Annotated in this window: 10 protein-coding genes; 9 read left to right on the top strand and 1 reads right to left on the bottom strand. The window is 36.8% G+C overall.

Going from position 1 to position 16493, the window contains the following annotated elements; translation table 11 throughout:
- Nucleotides 1-14: 14 nt before the first annotated feature.
- The 5 genes from ACKGJN_RS14735 (at nt 15) to ACKGJN_RS14715 (ending at nt 8626) form a co-directional block, all read left to right on the top strand.
- Nucleotides 15-1352, top strand: coding sequence for a capsule assembly Wzi family protein (locus ACKGJN_RS14735; RefSeq protein WP_409540317.1), 1338 nt, complete (start codon nt 15-17; stop codon nt 1350-1352).
- A gap of 72 nt (nt 1353-1424) precedes the next feature.
- On the top strand, nt 1425-5984 hold the full coding sequence (locus ACKGJN_RS14730) for a PAS domain S-box protein (RefSeq protein WP_409540316.1): 4560 nt from the start codon (nt 1425-1427) through the stop codon (nt 5982-5984).
- Between the two features lie 37 nt (nt 5985-6021).
- Nucleotides 6022-6465, top strand: coding sequence for a response regulator (locus ACKGJN_RS14725; RefSeq protein ID WP_409540315.1), 444 nt, complete (start codon nt 6022-6024; stop codon nt 6463-6465).
- Nucleotides 6462-8234 carry a PAS domain S-box protein gene (locus ACKGJN_RS14720; protein ID WP_409540314.1) on the top strand — a complete coding sequence of 591 codons (1773 nt, stop codon included), beginning with the start codon at nt 6462-6464 and terminating at the stop codon, nt 8232-8234. Before ACKGJN_RS14725 ends, ACKGJN_RS14720 begins: the two co-directional genes overlap by 4 nt.
- Nucleotides 8228-8626, top strand: a complete 399-nt coding sequence (locus ACKGJN_RS14715) for a response regulator (protein WP_409540313.1) — start codon at nt 8228-8230, stop codon at nt 8624-8626. The genes ACKGJN_RS14720 and ACKGJN_RS14715 overlap by 7 nt, the downstream gene beginning before the upstream one ends.
- On the opposite strand, the gene ACKGJN_RS14710 is transcribed toward ACKGJN_RS14715, so the two are convergent.
- A complete protein-coding gene (locus tag ACKGJN_RS14710) occupies nt 8627-9706 on the bottom strand; it encodes an endonuclease/exonuclease/phosphatase family protein (RefSeq protein ID WP_409540312.1) in 1080 nt (359 codons plus the stop codon).
- Between the two features lie 346 nt (nt 9707-10052).
- On the opposite strand from ACKGJN_RS14710, the gene ACKGJN_RS14705 reads away from it, so the two are divergent.
- From ACKGJN_RS14705 to ACKGJN_RS14690, 4 genes are all read left to right on the top strand, one after another.
- Nucleotides 10053-11183, top strand: a complete 1131-nt coding sequence (locus ACKGJN_RS14705; protein WP_409540311.1) for a vWA domain-containing protein — start codon at nt 10053-10055, stop codon at nt 11181-11183.
- Nucleotides 11184-11240: 57 nt separating this feature from the next.
- Nucleotides 11241-12704, top strand: coding sequence for a magnesium chelatase (locus tag ACKGJN_RS14700; RefSeq protein ID WP_409540310.1), 1464 nt, complete (start codon nt 11241-11243; stop codon nt 12702-12704).
- Between the two features lie 418 nt (nt 12705-13122).
- A complete protein-coding gene (thrA, locus tag ACKGJN_RS14695; protein WP_409540309.1) occupies nt 13123-15570 on the top strand; it encodes a bifunctional aspartate kinase/homoserine dehydrogenase I in 2448 nt (815 codons plus the stop codon).
- Nucleotides 15571-15572: 2 nt separating this feature from the next.
- On the top strand, nt 15573-16493 hold the full coding sequence (locus ACKGJN_RS14690) for a homoserine kinase (protein ID WP_409540308.1): 921 nt from the start codon (nt 15573-15575) through the stop codon (nt 16491-16493).

The following is a 16493-nucleotide window of genomic DNA, read 5'->3' as shown; positions in this document are numbered from 1 at the left end:
TATTTTTCCCCGATATGAAAATAAAATTACTTACTCCCATATTTTTTCTTTGCCTTGGATTTTTGAATGCACAGGAAGTAGAATTTTCAGGTTCTATTAATACCAAAGCTGTATTTTATTCTGAAGATGAATCCCCTTTCTGGATGCACAGCAATCAGCGGGGAAGAGTAGATGAGCTTACCAATTTCTCCGGATGGATCAATGGGCAGGCAAGATATCAGATAAGTGAAAATGCCGGGTTGGAAATTGGTATTGGCGTTTTGTATCAGGATGGATATACGGATAAACTTCAGCTGGATGAATCTTATTTGGCCTTTCAAAATCCCTGGCTTTCTATTGTTGCAGGAAGAAAACAACGCGCTGAACTTTATGAAGGGTTGAGTGCCTCCAATCAAAACATCTTATGGTCTCTCAATGCAAGGCCGCTTCCGGGAATTCAAATTTCAACTACCAGGCCTATCTTTTTCAAAAATAACAAGGGCTTAGGTTTTAAAGCATCTCTGGAGGAATATCTTATGGACGATGATCGCTATGTAGATAATACGAGACTGCATCATAAAAGTTTCCATCTGGTATATAAAGCGTCTGAAGATTTTCAAATCACCGCGGGATTGCAACATTTTGTTCAATGGGGAGGTACTTCACCTGATTTTGGAAAATTACCGGGCAGTTTCAGGGATTACATCAATGTTGTTACAGGAAAAGAAGGGGATGATACTGTTGGTGGGCAGGAAGCTAATGCACTTGGGAACCATCTTGGAAGCTACGAAATATATATAGATACCAAAATAGCCGATTACAATGTTCAGTTCATATATAATCATTTATTCGAGGATGGATCGGGGAGAGTTTTAAGGAATACTCCAGACGGGCGTTATGGTGTCTATATAGAAGATCCAAATCCCGAGAAATGGATCGATGCCTTTATATATGAATTTTATTACACCAAAGATCAAAGTGATACCGATATTACCACCGATGGGGAAGACAATTATTTTAATAACAATCTATACCGCTCCGGATGGACCTATGAAAACAGAATTTTAGGCGTTCCCTTCATTACCCTGGATGAAAACAGGTTTAGGGTGAACAACAATAAAATTGTTGCACACCATATAGGGATCACTGGAATTGCTTTTGAAAAGCTTCCCTATAAATTGTTGACCAGCTACAGGAGAAATTATGGAGGTAAGGGTACTTCTATTAATAAAAACAATATTCTATCGACTTATCTTGATCTAAAGGTATGGCAGAATTTATTGGATGTGAATATACAACTGGGTGCAGATATTATTTCAGATTCTTCAACAAACCTGGGCATTGGTTTACAGATTAGCAAAAGCTTTTTCTGATAATTTTGTTATCTCCAAGGTTTTTGTAATTTGAGTTTTTTATCAGTAATACGTACCCCCAAAACTACGTACATGCAAAATGAACCTAACGAAAGTGCTTCGCGTAAAAAGATAATTCAGGACATTCTTGTGGGCTGTTCATCCTTAGATAAACCTACAAATGCTTTAATTAATCTGCGTTTGAATGGAGATTTGGAAACAATTAATGCTCCGGCTGCAAAAATTATTAACGATCAATTCAAGTCAAACATTTCCCAAGGTGACTCGATATTCAGCATTATTCCTACAAAAAATCTTGAAACTTTCGGAAAACATCTTAAATCTGCCTGTAATGGTATATTTAATGAATACCAAATTCCCTCCAAAGGCTCCCGGGAAGCTGTCACCTTTATATTTTCTCCTGTTTTTGATGAATTCGATAAGGTGAAATTTATTCAAACCGTAATCATTTATAAGGAAAGCTTGGTAAAGAATAAGTTTATAATTGAAGATAATTTAAAAGAACTGTTTGATAATTCTACAATTGGTATTTTTTTAACCAAACCATCTGGAGAAATTCTTGATGTCAATATTGCGGCTAATCGTATGTTTGATTATAGTATTGAGGAATTCCGGGAAAATGGAAGAAATGTCCTTTTCGATTCCAGTGATGGAGAATTGATGAAGATGTTAGAGATCAGAAAAATTAAGGGCTTTGTAAAAGGTGAACTAACTGCTATCAAAAAAGATGGAACCAAATTCCCTGTAAAGGTGTTTTCCTCAATTTATAAGGATATCTCCGGTGAGGAATTTGCAAATAATGTATTAATTGATATATCCAAACAACGACTTCAGGAAATTGAACTTTCCAAAACCACCCAAATTTTTAAATCACTATTTGAATGTCATCCCGATCCTGTATACTCGTTTGATTTGGAAGGACGTTTCATCAGTTTAAATCCCAGTGCATTAAATTTAAGTGAAGGGTCAATAGAACAGGTTACAAAGATGAATTTTTCAGCCTTGATCCCGGAAAAAGATCTTCCAAGGGTTTATAAGCATTTTGAAAGGGCCTGCCGGGGAGAAACCCAAAGCTACAATACGGGTTATAATAGTTTAAAAGGAACTAAAAGAAGGCTTCATATTACCAATTTCCCAATTATTTCTGATGGTAAGATCACAGGCGTGTTCGGTATTGCACGTGATATAACAGAGGCTGAAAAAAATAAAAAGAAAGCGGAACAAAGCGGAGAACGTCTCAGGAAAATTTTAAATCAGTCCCTTGATGTAATTTGCGCTATAAATGAAGAAGGTAAATTTACAGAAGTTAGTGCCGCGAGTTTTAAAAATTGGGGTTATACTCCGGAAGAACTTATTGGTGCGGATTATATAGAATTGGTTCATCCTGATGATCGTGAGGTTACAAAAAAAGTAGCCGGTGAAATAATAGGTGGCTCCTATGTAAATAATTTTATCAATAGATATATAAGGAAGGATGGAAGTATAGTTTCCAATATTTGGGCGGTGCAATGGAATGAGGAGGATAGGTTAATGTATTGCATTGCAAAAGATGCATCAAAAATTCTGGAAGCTGAAAAACTTTTAATACGCGAGCGGAATTTATTAAAGGCAATAATCGATAATATTCCCGATTATATCTTTGTAATTGACAGGGATCACAAAACATTACTTTCCAATAAGAAATTTTATGCTGATTACCTGGGAGGTTCTAACGAAATGGTCACATTAAATTTGAAACCAATCCATTATTTCCCAAAAGATGAGGGTCTTGAAATAATGGAAGATAATGAAAAGGTAATGGAAAGCGGTATGAGTGTGATCAATCGGCAGGATATTATTTATGATTACAGAGGAAGAAAAGAGGTTATTTTATTGTCTAAAGTACCCTTAAGGACTGAAGGGGGAAAGGTGGAAGGAATGGTGGGAATAGGCAGAAATATTACAGCTACCTATTATTTTGAGCAGGAACAAAAGTTAATCTATGAGATAATAGCCTCCCTGAGCAAAGCCTCAAATTTAACTTCCGGCTTAAGTAAAACAATTAAGAAGATCGCTGGGTTTTTAAACTTTCAGGTTGCTGAAGCCTGGGAAGTGGGATATGATGAATCTGTGATTAGAAAAATAACAGATTTTGTTCAGGACGAAGAAAATTTGATGATGAGGAATTCTTTGAAATTTTGTAAAAAAGGAGAAGGCCTGCCTGGAATTGTTTGGGAGACAAAAGCCTTAAAAATTTGGGATAATTTGTCAGAAGACAAACGATTTATAAGAAGAAAATCACTTCAGAACACCGATATAGCTTTTGGGATAGGAGTTCCTCTTATATTTAAGAATAAAGTTATTACAGTTCTTACTTTTTTCGGAAATAAAATAGAGCCTTATGCTGGGGCCGAACAAATATTGGAACGTTTTTCAATTCAAATATCCACAGCGATTCAAAGAAAGGTTACTGAAAACCAGCTGAATAATATGTTTAGGCATACTCCAAATCTTATCGCTGTAATAGGATTGGATGGATATTTAAAACGTGTAAATCCTGCGTTTTTTGATGTTTTTGGATATACAGAACAAGAACTTTTATCCCAACCATTTAAAACGTTTTTACATCCCGATGAAGGTACAATAGTTGTAGAACGTTTAAAAGAAGTTGCAGCAGGCCTTAAACCCCAATCTTTTCAAAACCGATGCCAGGCAAAAAATGGAGATTGGAAATGGATTTCCTGGACCCCTTCCGAGTTTATTGAAGAAGAAGGGGTTGTGCATTTATTTGGAATAGATATTACCCCAATAAAAACCGCAAACCTTGAGCTTCTAAAATATAAGAATATCATAGAGAGCACAAAAGATGGAATTGGCCTTATCTCAGTTGAAAACAATGAGGTATACCTTAATAGTTCTTTGAAAGAAACCCTTGGTTTTTCTGATTCTGAATTAAAAGGTATTACTTCTATTAAAAAATTATATGCTGATTCTGTTTTTGCAGACTCTATATTTTCCAGCCTTCTTGCTGGAAAATTCTGGGATGGGGATATTCAGCTAAAAAATAGAAATGGTGAAATCTTGGATTTTCATTTAAGTGCAGGTCCTGTTTTTAATGAAACAGGAGAGCTCATAGCCATTTTTGGTTTGCATACAGATATTAGTGAACGAATCGCTCACGAAGCTGCTCTTAAAAAATATGGAACCCAAATCAATAATATTTTAGAAAGCATCACAGATGGTTTCTTTTCAGTCTCCAGGGACTGGGAGGTTACATATTGGAACAAAGAGGCGGAAAATTTATTGGGGATTAAAACGAATACCATTTTAAATAAAAATTTATGGAATTATTTTCCCGATGCTAAAAAGTTGCTTTTTTATTCCAAATATAAGGAAGCTCTGGATACAGGGGAGAAAGTTTCCTTTGAGGAGTATTTTGATCCTTTACAAAAATGGTTTGAAGTGAATGCATACCCTGGAAAGGATGGATTATCTGTTTATTTCAAGGATGTCTCAGACAGGAAAAATGTAAATGAGCAAATTAGGATAACCAAAGAGCGCTATGATTTGGTTTCAAAAGTTACACAAGAGGCTGTTTATGAATGGGATATTATTGAAAACACCTTAGTGTGGAGTGATGCTTATTATTCGATTTTTGGATACCAGAGGCAAACTTCTACTGAAACTGTAGAAAATTGGGAAAGTATCATTCATCCTGAGGATAGATTGGACTTGATAGATAACTTAAATACCGTGTTGAAAACTGCTTCTCGATCTCAGTGGCAAATAGAGTACAGAGTAATTAAGGGGGATAAAAATGTAGCAGTTGTATTGGAGCGCGGTTATATTATAAGGGACACAACCGGTAAAGCTCTTAAAATGATTGGATCCATGCAGGACATTACCGAACTTAAGCAAAATGAAAGAGCCCTGGAAGAACTAAACTTTATACTTAAGAGCCGGGCAAATGAGCTGGCGGTTTCCAATGCAGAGCTAGAGCAGTTTGCATATATTGCCTCGCATGATCTTCAGGAGCCATTGCGAATGGTAACAAGTTTTTTATCCCAACTTCAGAAGAAATATGAAGATCAGTTGGATGAAAAGGCACAGCAGTACATTCATTTTGCAACAGATGGTGCCGTGAGAATGCGACAAATTATTCTGGATCTCCTTGAATATTCAAGGGTAGGACGCATGGATTACCGGTATGAGAAAATAGACTTAAATGAGTTGATTTCAGGGATTACGGAATTGTACGCAACTTCAATAGAAGAATCTAATGCCGTTATTAATTATGGGGAACTGCCAACTATTGAGGCTGCAAAAACTCCTTTACAACGCGTGTTTTCAAATTTGATAAGCAATGCTTTTAAATATCACCAAAAAGATGTTCCTCCTGTTATTGATATTAAAGTCGTTGAACACAATAGATTTTGGGAAATTATAATAGCCGACAATGGAATAGGTATTCGATCCCAGTTTTTCGATAAAATTTTTATTATTTTCCAACGTTTGCATGCCCGGGATGAATATTCAGGAACCGGTATTGGCCTGGCGATCTGTAAAAAAATCGTCGAAAATCACGGTGGTGAAATCTGGTTGACCTCTGAAGAAGGTAAAGGAACTACGTTTCATTTTACAATCAAAAAATAATTTTAGTATATTTATCAACCCCAATCATACCCTGCAAATGAACTTAATTGATATTCTGTTAGTTGAAGATAATGAAGGCGATATCGTATTAACTACTGAAGCCCTTCAGGAAAGAAAAATAGCCAATAGAATTTCAGTGGTAAAAGATGGAATGGAAGCTTTGGATTTTCTGGAGAAAAAAGGGGATTATAAGGATGCTTTAACTCCGGATTTGATCTTACTCGATATTAATTTACCGAAGATGAATGGTCACGAGGTTTTAAAAAAAATTAAAGCTATAGACCACCTCAGGCATCTGCCGGTTATTATTCTCAGCACTTCTACTTCTCAGGAGGACGTGATGAATTCCTATAAAAATTATGCTAATTGTTATATAACCAAGCCTGTAGATGCGAACGATTTTCTAAAAGTTGTTTCATCCATTGAGGATTTTTGGATTTCGGTGGTTCAATTACCAAAAAAAGATTCAATCGCCTTATGACGTACATTCCATCTGTTTTAAAAATTTTGGTAATTGAAGACAATCTGGGGGATTTCATTTTAATAGAAGAGTATTTAAATGAAATCCAATCGGATGTGAATATTAAAAGGGCCTCCACTTTCGAGGAAGCCAAAACTATTTTAAAATCTGATATTCAGCTGGATGCTGTCTTATTGGATCTCTCCCTGCCGGATGTTGATGACAGGGAAATTTTGGTTAAAGATATTGTTGAATTTTCGAACAAATGTGCCGTAATTGTACTTACCGGTTTTGGGGATAAGGACTTTGGAGTTAAAACCTTGTCTTTAGGGATTTCAGATTATTTGCTGAAAGATGAACTTACCATTTCTCAACTTTCAAAAAGTATATTTTATAGTATCGAACGTAAAAAGTCTGAAATACAGCTTTTTGAGTCTGAAAAAAAATATAAATCTTTATTCAATTCCAGTCCTGTGCCTATGTTTGTTTTAGATAGGAATACTCTTGAATTTTTAAGTGTAAACCAGGCAGCAATAAAGCTTTATGGCTATTCCGGGGAAGAATTTCTCAACCTAAAAGTAAGTGACTTATGGCTAAATAAAGAGGAGCCGGAAATAGATCATCTTGTAAATAACAAGAGGCACGATTATTTTGAATTTCAGATTTCTCATAAGAAAAAATCAGGGGAGGTTATTCATCTGGAACTTCAAAGCAATCCAATATCTTTTGATGGCAGGGATGCACGGGTTACTCTTTTAAATGATATTACCGCCAGGATTAAAGCCGAAAAACTTTTGGCTGATAGCGAGCAACGATTTAAAGCTTTGGTTCAGGAAGCATCAGATCTTGTAATGATACTGGATTTTGATGGAAATTTTTCTCATGTGAGTCCTTCTTCAGAATTGGTGATGGGCATTCCTGCAAATCAAATGCTTAAAATGAATTTATTCGATCTTATCCATGCGGAAGATTTGGATCAGGTTAAGAAAAATATTTTAAGGCTTGAAAATAGAAAACGGATCCAGATACCTTCCTATCGTATTAAAACTTTATCAAATGAATGGAGGTGGATTGAAACAGTGTTCACAAATCTTTTAACAGATACTGCCGTTAACGGGTTAGTGGCTAATTCAAGGGATGTCACTGAATTTGTAAATCAGGAGCGAAAACTTATGGATAGTTTGCAACGCTATGATATCGTTGCAAAGGCAACAAGTGATACAATTACAGATTATGATGTGCAAAAGGATATCATGCAATTCAATCAGGGTATGGAATTAATGTTTGGATATACCAGAGATCAAATTAGTACAAAAGGTTCCTGGTGGGATGATAAAGTCCATCCAGAAGATGCAGAACGTGTTAAAAGCAAGGTGGCCCAGGTTTATAGGAATGGACATGGTAGTTTACAAATAAAGTACAGGTTTCGCTGCGCCAATGGCAGTTATAAATATATATTGGATCGAACCTATCTTGTTACCGATGAAATGGGAAAGCCTTTAAAAATGATTGGGTCTATGCAGGATATAACAGAAATACAAAATCATATACAAACCATTGAAGATCACAACGAACGCCTAAAGGACATTGCCTGGACCCAATCCCATGTGGTTCGCGCTCCATTGGCAAGGATTATGGGGATTATAGATTTATTGCAAACGGATAATGATCTTGAAGATCAGGAAGATTTATTGAAGCATATCCTGACCTCTGCTACGGAACTGGATGGAATTATACGAAAGATCACAAATCAAACCGAACAGGTAACCCAAAAAATTTCGGAATGCTAAAAGTATTGATTATTGATGATGATTCCATTGTGCTTTTCATCCAGAAAAAAATGCTTAAAAAGTATGGGGTCACAGATGCCCCATTTTCTTTTCAGGATGCCAGGAAAGCAATTGCTTTTCTAAAGATTCAGAAATCTGACGATATATTTTTAATTTTACTGGACATCAATATGCCCGGGATGAATGGATGGGATTTTTTAGACGAAATTAAGAGGATGGAGATTTCGGAAAAAGTGTTTGTGTTTATGGTAACTTCCTCCATAGATAGTTACGACAAGGAAAAGGCAAAAAAATATAAAAACGTAATCAGTTTTATAGAAAAACCAATTTCAGCTGATAATTGTATTAAAATAAAAGAACATCCTGAACTGAAGCAATTTCTTTTAAATTAATTATATATCGGTTTCCTGGGGGTTTCCATCTTCTATTTTTTCATTTGCCCATTCTTTTTCATCTCCATTTGCTTTTTCGGGCCTCTCCTGAAAAGATTTCTTTCCTGGATCATAATTTAGTTTAATAAACACAGGGAAATGATCAGAATTAATACTTTTTAGACACTTTAATTTTATTAATGTAAAATCTATTGTGTGAAAAACGTGGTCTAATGGCCAGCGTAAAAGTGAATAATCTGCATGAAAAGTATTGTAAAATCCTCTTCCTATTCTTGGATCCAGTAAACCGCTTAATTTTTGGAATAATTTGGTGGTTCTCGACCAGGCAACATCGTTTAAATCTCCAAATACCAGGACAGATTCCTTCTCTGCATTAAGTTCTCTTCCAACCAGTAACAATTCTGCATCCCGGTTTGTTGATGTGTCATCTTCAGATGGACTTGGAGGTTTAGGATGTAAACAGTGAAACCTTACCCTTACGCCGTTGCGCAACCATAAATACCCATGAATTGAAGGGATCTCATCGCTAATGAGATATTTTATTTCAATATGTTCCAGCTTTAATTTTGAATAAAGGTGCATTCCATAGAAATTATCTTTGGGAATTTTTACCTTATAAATATATTCATCTTCCAAAACAGATAGTTCATTTTCCCACCGCTGGTCACTTTCCAGGGTTAATAATAAATCGGGTTTATAAGTTTGAACATGAGCGATTAATTTATCGGATCTTTTATTCGTGGCTAACACATTGCTTATTAAAAGTGAAATCATCCCTTTTGGATCGCTCCCCTTAGATTTGTGGACTTGTTTTTTTGCAAAAATGGTATAGGGGAAAATTTTTACTGCCTGATAGATAAAACTTCCAATTAATAAAATCACCAAAATAGAATGCCATGCATCCCTAAATGTATAATAGACTAGCGAGAGTGAGATAATAAGTAGAATGAGGAAACTTATTTGAATTCGGGGGAAATCAAAACCTCTAATCCACCATTTATCGTACTTGGTGAGGGATGCAAGGGTTGGCAACAACATCAATATACTAAAAAAGGCAAGTATTATTTCGGGTATACTCATCAAAAATGCTATTAACTGTAAACTTACATCATAAAATTGATTTCTTCCCAAAAATCAAAAACCTCAGGGTAAGCCCACAAGTTCCCAATATTCTCGGGATCGGGGAACCTGCCCTTCCGTCAGACTGGTTAATCCTAAATGAGGGTTTAAACTTCGTCATATTATTAACAAATATTTAGTCTGTGTTTATAAAGATCATTTTTTAGGTTGGGTTTAATTGTTTTAACTTTAATGCTGTGAAATATGCCTGATTTTCTTGCTAAGAATCAAAAATAATTCTGAGCTAGTTTACCAATTATACTCGGGAATTTTGTATTTTCTGAAAGGCTTAAATAAAAAACCTACTATGAAGAAGAAGCATGCTACCATAAGAAAAGGTTTTGTATTCAAAAAATTTGAAGAACCGGAAAAATCTCCTTTTGATAAGCTTTTTGAAATTTTTAAGGAATTGATAACCCATACCTCTGGAGATTTTGATGAAGCGATAGAATGGTTACGCCAGCTGGATGTTGAATATAAACTCACCAATAAGGATTATACCATTGATGATTTTATTGAAGATCTGAAAAAGAAGGGTTACATCCGCGAGGAAATTGATCCCGATGGAAAAGGCGGGATGGCGATTACCGCCAAAACCGAAAGAGCCATTCGTCAACAGGCCTTAAATCAAATTTTCGGAAAATTAAAACGCAGCAAATCCGGAAATCACAGCACAAGACAGCAGGGGCTGGGAGATGAACATACCGGGGAATTCAAGGAGTTTCATTACGGCGATTCCCTGGATAAAATTTCCATGACCGAGAGTTTAAAAAATGCCCAAATCAATCATGGTACGGGAGATTTTAAAATGACTGAAGCTGACCTGGTGGTGGAGGAAACCCATCATAAATCTCAAATGAGTACGGTTTTAATGATAGATGTAAGTCATAGTATGATCCTTTATGGGGAAGACAGGATCACTCCGGCTAAGAAAGTTGCGATGGCATTAGCGGAACTTATCACCACAAGATATCCTAAAGATACGCTGGACATCCTTGTTTTTGGAAATGATGCCTGGGCAATTTCCATTGGCGATCTGCCTTATCTTACAGTAGGACCCTATCATACAAATACGGTGGCCGGATTGGAACTCGCTATGGATCTTCTTCGAAGGAAACGCAACACCAATAAACAAATATTTATGATAACCGATGGAAAACCCAGCTGTATAAGAGAACGGGATGGAACTTATTATAAAAACAGTGTCGGGCTTGATCCATATATTATCGATAAATGTTATAATATGGCCCAAAAAGCCAGAAAACTTCATATTCCTATAACCACATTTATGATCGCACAAGATCCTTATCTGGAAAGATTTGTTCGTGAGTTTACTCAGGCAAACCAGGGAAAAGCTTTTTTTACCGGATTAAAGGGATTGGGTGAAATGATCTTTGAAGATTATGAAAGCAATAGAAAAAGAAGAATTAAAGGGTAAATAATTCAGAATTCAAAATTCAAAATTTCATTACGCATTACTCAATACTCAAATAACATGAAAACAGAAAATATAAAAACCTTTGAAGCGCTGAAAAATTCAGGCTATAAAAGCAGAAGTATAAAAGAAGAATTAAGGCAAAACTTACTTGAAAAAATTAGGAATGATGAACCTGCATTTGAAGGAATTCATGGGTATGAAAATTCAGTAATTCCGGAACTGGAGCGTGCAATCCTGTCTAAACATAATATTAATTTACTCGGTTTAAGGGGGCAGGCAAAAACAAGGTTGGCCCGTTTGATGGTGAATTTATTGGATGAATGGATGCCTATCGTTGAAGGATCCGAGATTAACGATGATCCTTTTTACCCAATTTCAAGGTTTGCGAAAAATTTAATGGAAGAAAAGGGCGAAAAAACACCTGTTGCCTGGATTCATAGAGAGGAACGCTTTTTTGAAAAGCTGGCTACGCCCGATGTTACTGTGGCAGATATTATTGGGGATGTAGACCCTATAAAAGCTGCAAATTTAAAACTTAGCTATGCAGATGACCGTGTGATCCACTTCGGAATGATCCCGCGAGCCAACAGGAGCATTTTTGTAATCAATGAACTTCCCGATCTACAGGCAAGGATACAGGTGGCACTTTTTAATATCCTGCAGGAAGGGGATATTCAAATACGCGGTTTTAAATTGAGATTGCCCCTGGATATGCAATTCGTGTTTACTGCAAACCCGGAGGATTATACAAATAGGGGAAGTATCGTAACTCCGTTGAAGGACCGTATAGGGTCGCAAATTTTAACGCATTATCCGCACACCATAGAAATCGCAAAAACTATTACTCAGCAGGAAGCCCGGCTGGACAGTCGTCAAACTGAAATGATCCATGTCCCCAATCTTGCAAAAGATCTTCTGGAGCAAATAAGTTTTGAAGCACGGGATAACGAATATATTGATTCCCGAAGCGGAATAAGTGCCAGGTTGAGCATTTCAGCTTTTGAAAATCTTTTGAGTACTGCAGAAAGAAGGGCCATTAAGAACAAAGAAGAAAAGACCTTGTTAAGGTTTGGAGATTTTCTGGGCGTAATACCGGCGATAACCGGTAAAATCGAACTGGTTTATGAAGGCGAACAGGAGGGAAGCGCTTTTGTTGCAGAGCAATTGATTGGCGATGCTGTGAAAACCCTCTTCCCTAAGTATTTCCCTAAGATCGAAAAACTGGAAAAGCCAAATACCGATAATCCCTACAATGATTTGGTGGAATGGTTTTTTGCCGAAAGCGGTTTTGAAATATTAGATGATCTTACCGAAAAAGAATACAAAAAGAAACTGGATTCTGTTCCTCCTTTAAATGATCTGATAAAGAAATATCAATCTGATATATCTAAAGAGGACAGTTATTTTCTGAAAGAATTTTTGTTGTGGGGCCTGGTAGAGTATAAAAAATTAAATAAATACAGGTCTGCTGAAGGAATTCAGTTTAAAGATCTTTACGGGAGTTATATAAGTGGGTTGTAAAATTCTTTTCCGGTCCTTTTAAGTGCAAAAAAGCGGCTGAGGGTTGGGGAAATATATAAAACCCGAATTTGAGACAGGTTTTGTTATTCAGGCATAACCGGTGAAAGAACTATGATTTCATATAAAGTATTAACCTATCTATTGTCAAAAATAGATAGGTTTTTCATTTTTAATGTATTTTTCCTTCTATTAATTTTTTCCTTCTATTAATTTGTATACTTTTAACTCCAGATTAAAACCTATGGCACTTAAGGAAATTACATATTATGGCATAACCATCTCTCCGATGGCTGTTATGGGCATGTATATTTCTACTTTCACTACTATTACCCCTTTGGGGTAAAAAGCTATAGTTTCTCCGTCCCGCAATTACCTTAATGGATTTCCATTTCTTTTTTTAACATTTAACAACATTCTCATGAATATTTTAAAATTTGGTGGTTCCTCTGTAGCCACTCCTGAAAGAATAAAATTAGTAGCAGCCTGTATTCAGAAACATTTAAAAGAAGATACTACCATCGCGGTTTTTTCTGCTTTTGGTGGAGTAACAGATGATCTTATCTTAATGGCACTCCTGGCTTCCAGGGAAGATCTTACTTACAAGGAAATTCTTCAGAAAAATGAAACAAGGCATTTGGAAGCCATTAAAGAATTGATTCCTGTGAATGCACAAAGCGGAATTTTGAGCAGGATTAAAACCGAATTTAACCGACTTGAAACTTTATATGAAGGGGTTTATCTTTTAAATGAGCTTTCCAACAGGACCAGAAATATGGTTGCGGGATTTGGAGAGATCCTTTCTTCCCTTATTATCGCGGAGTATTTTAAAAGCCTCGAAATTGATGCTTTATCGGTAGATTCAAGGGAATTGATCATTTGTAAGAACACCAATGATAAGATACAGGTGAATTACACCAAAACCAATACAAATATAGAACGTTTCTTTGCTGAAAATCGATCGGAATTATATGTGGTTCCCGGATTTATCGCCAAAAATGATGAAGGAGTCCCCAGTACTTTAGGACGCGGCGGATCCGATTTTACCGCTGCTATTCTTGCCGCTGCCCTTAATGTTCCCCGTTTGTATATTTATACCGATGTTAACGGAATGTACACTGCAAATCCACGAATTGTTCCCCAGGCTTATCCGCTTAAGCATGTGTCCTATGAGGAAGCTATGGAATTATCCCATTTTGGAGCAAAAGTGATTTATCCACCTACGCTTCAGCCCCTACTGGAAAAACAAATAGAAATTCTTGTAAAAAACTCCTTCAAATTGGAGGAGGAAGGAACCTTGATTTCAAAATCAGGAAAACATAATTTCAGATGGGTTACCGGAATTACACATATCGACAATATAAGTCTTGTAAATATTGAGGGTAGCGGGATGATTGGGATCTCCGGATTTTCAAAAAGATTTTTTGAAGTGATGCACCAGGAAAATATCAATGTTGTTTTAATAACCCAAGCTTCTTCTGAACACAGTATTTGCATCGCCGTGAAGGATGACGAGGCTCAGGCTGCAAAAGTGGCATTGGATGAAGCCTTTGAAGCCGAAATCCGGAACAAAAAGATAAACCCCATCCAAATTGAAGATGATGTGGCAATTATAGCCCTGGTAGGAGACCGTATGAAAAGTCATCACGGTTTAAGCGGGAAACTATTCAGTGCATTGGGGAATAACAACATCAACATCAGGGCAATTGCACAGGGATCTTCAGAAAGAAATATTTCTGCAGTGATCGCTAAAAAGGATGTTACAAAAGCCCTGAATACACTTCATGAAACCTTTTTTGAGGTTCCTTCTAAAGAACTTAACCTTTTTATCACCGGTGTAGGAAATGTAGGCGGGAAACTAATTGAACAATTGAAACGGCAGGAAACTTACCTGCTGGAAAAACTTCGTTTAAAAGTAAGGATTCTTGGGATGTCCAATTCCCGAAAAATGATCTTTGATGAAAACGGAATAGATCTTGAAAACTGGAAAAATCTTTTGGAAGACGGAGAGGAAACAAGTCAGGATGCATTTTTTGAAAAGGTAAAAGAATTGAATTTTCGAAACAGTGTTTTCGTGGATAATACAGCAAGTCCTGTAATTGCAGCTACTTATAAAAATTATCTGGCAAATTCTATTTCTGTAGTTACATGCAACAAAATTGCCTGTGCAGATGATTTTTCGAACTATGAAAAATTGATGAATCTTTCCAGGGAATACGGCGCTTCCTTTTTATATGAAACCAACGTGGGAGCGGGATTACCTATAATTGACACCTTAAAAAATCTTGTGGATTCCGGGGATAGAATCCAAAAAATACAGGCTGTGCTCTCCGGAAGTCTAAACTTTGTATTCAATAATTATAAGGGAGAAGAACCTTTCTATAAAATAGTGGAAGAAGCCATGAAAGAAGGCTATACAGAGCCGGATCCAAAAATTGATCTTAGCGGAATTGATGTTGCCCGCAAAATTTTGATCCTTTCCAGGGTTAGCGGATTGGAGATGGAACTGGACGAAATTGAGAAGGATAATTTCCTTTCTGAAGAAAGTCTTAATACAAAAACAAACGAGAAGTTTTTTGATTTATTGGAAAAAGATGAACCCCAATTCAAGGAATTGTATCAAAGCGCAGCCCAAAATAAGGCCCAGTTAAAATATGTGGCTCAACTTGAAAACGGAAAGGCCAAAGTTGGTTTACAGCAGGTAGGGCTGGAGCATCCATTTTATAATTTGAACGGCAGCGATAATATTGTATTATTCTTTACAGACAGGTATAGCGTGCAACCGCTTATTGTAAAAGGAGCCGGAGCCGGTGCAGATGTTACAGCTTCGGGGATATTTGCAGACATCATACGAATTGGAAAAAAATAGGGATGGAAAAACTAAAAATATTCGCCCCGGCAACGGTGGCTAATCTATCCTGTGGTTTCGATGTTTTGGGTTGTTGTCTGGAAAATGTGGGAGATGAAATGATCATTCGGAAAAATGAATTGAAAAGGATAAGGATCACAAAGATTCTTGGGCAGGACCTCCCAATGGAAACGGAAATGAATGTTGCCGGGGTTTCTGCAATAGCCTTACTTCAGAAATTAAAAAGCAATCAGGGTTTTGATATTGAAATCACCAAGAATATAAAGGCAGGAAGCGGTATTGGTAGCAGTGCTGCAAGTTCTGCCGGTGCGGTGTTTGCAATTAACAAGTTGCTGGATGAACCCTTTACCCCACACCAGCTTATTCCTTTTGCTATGGAAGGAGAGCGGCTGGCAAGCGGAAATCCACATGCCGATAATGTGGCTCCGGCATTGCTGGGTGGTTTTACTCTTGTTAAAAGTTATGACCCCCTGGAAGTGCTAAGATTACCAAGCCTTCCGGAATTGAGAGTGGTTGTGCTGCATCCGTTAATCGAACTTAAGACCAAGGATTCAAGAGCCGTGATAAGGCAAAATGTATCCCTTAAAAGTGCCATTAGTCAGTGGGGGAATTTAGGAGCTTTGGTAAGTGCTCTTTATACCGATGATTACGCTCTTATGGGCCGGAGTTTGGTAGATGAAATCGTGGAACCCATGAGATCTATTCTAATCCCGTTTTTTCATGAATTAAAACAAGTCGCAATGGAGAATGGGGCCCTGGGTTTTGGGATTTCCGGATCGGGACCTTCGGTTTATGCCATGTGCAGGGGCGAGAAAGCCGCTGAAAAAGTAAAAGAAGCCCTTCAGGAGTTCTATCAACAAAAGGAAATCGATTTTGATCTTCATCTTTCTAAGATAAATACCACGGGTATAAAAATAATTTAA

This window comes from Gillisia xinjiangensis (genome assembly GCF_046298265.1).
In the GTDB taxonomy this organism is placed as follows: domain Bacteria; phylum Bacteroidota; class Bacteroidia; order Flavobacteriales; family Flavobacteriaceae; genus Gillisia; species Gillisia xinjiangensis.
The sequence above is the reverse complement of the archived record's forward strand: the minus strand, read 5'-3'. Positions and strand labels throughout refer to the sequence as shown.

What these genes read in the sequence shown, in the direction of transcription:
- ACKGJN_RS14735 (WP_409540317.1), top strand. Translation starts at nt 15, where the DNA reads ATGAAAATAAAATTACTTACTCCCATATTTTTTCTTTGCCTTGGATTT.
- ACKGJN_RS14730 (WP_409540316.1), top strand. Translation starts at nt 1,425, where the DNA reads ATGCAAAATGAACCTAACGAAAGTGCTTCGCGTAAAAAGATAATTCAG.
- ACKGJN_RS14725 (WP_409540315.1), top strand. Translation starts at nt 6,022, where the DNA reads ATGAACTTAATTGATATTCTGTTAGTTGAAGATAATGAAGGCGATATC.
- ACKGJN_RS14720 (WP_409540314.1), top strand. Translation starts at nt 6,462, where the DNA reads ATGACGTACATTCCATCTGTTTTAAAAATTTTGGTAATTGAAGACAAT.
- ACKGJN_RS14715 (WP_409540313.1), top strand. Translation starts at nt 8,228, where the DNA reads ATGCTAAAAGTATTGATTATTGATGATGATTCCATTGTGCTTTTCATC.
- ACKGJN_RS14710 (WP_409540312.1), bottom strand. Translation starts at nt 9,706, where the DNA reads ATGAGTATACCCGAAATAATACTTGCCTTTTTTAGTATATTGATGTTG.
- ACKGJN_RS14705 (WP_409540311.1), top strand. Translation starts at nt 10,053, where the DNA reads ATGAAGAAGAAGCATGCTACCATAAGAAAAGGTTTTGTATTCAAAAAA.
- ACKGJN_RS14700 (WP_409540310.1), top strand. Translation starts at nt 11,241, where the DNA reads ATGAAAACAGAAAATATAAAAACCTTTGAAGCGCTGAAAAATTCAGGC.
- thrA (WP_409540309.1), top strand. Translation starts at nt 13,123, where the DNA reads ATGAATATTTTAAAATTTGGTGGTTCCTCTGTAGCCACTCCTGAAAGA.
- ACKGJN_RS14690 (WP_409540308.1), top strand. Translation starts at nt 15,573, where the DNA reads ATGGAAAAACTAAAAATATTCGCCCCGGCAACGGTGGCTAATCTATCC.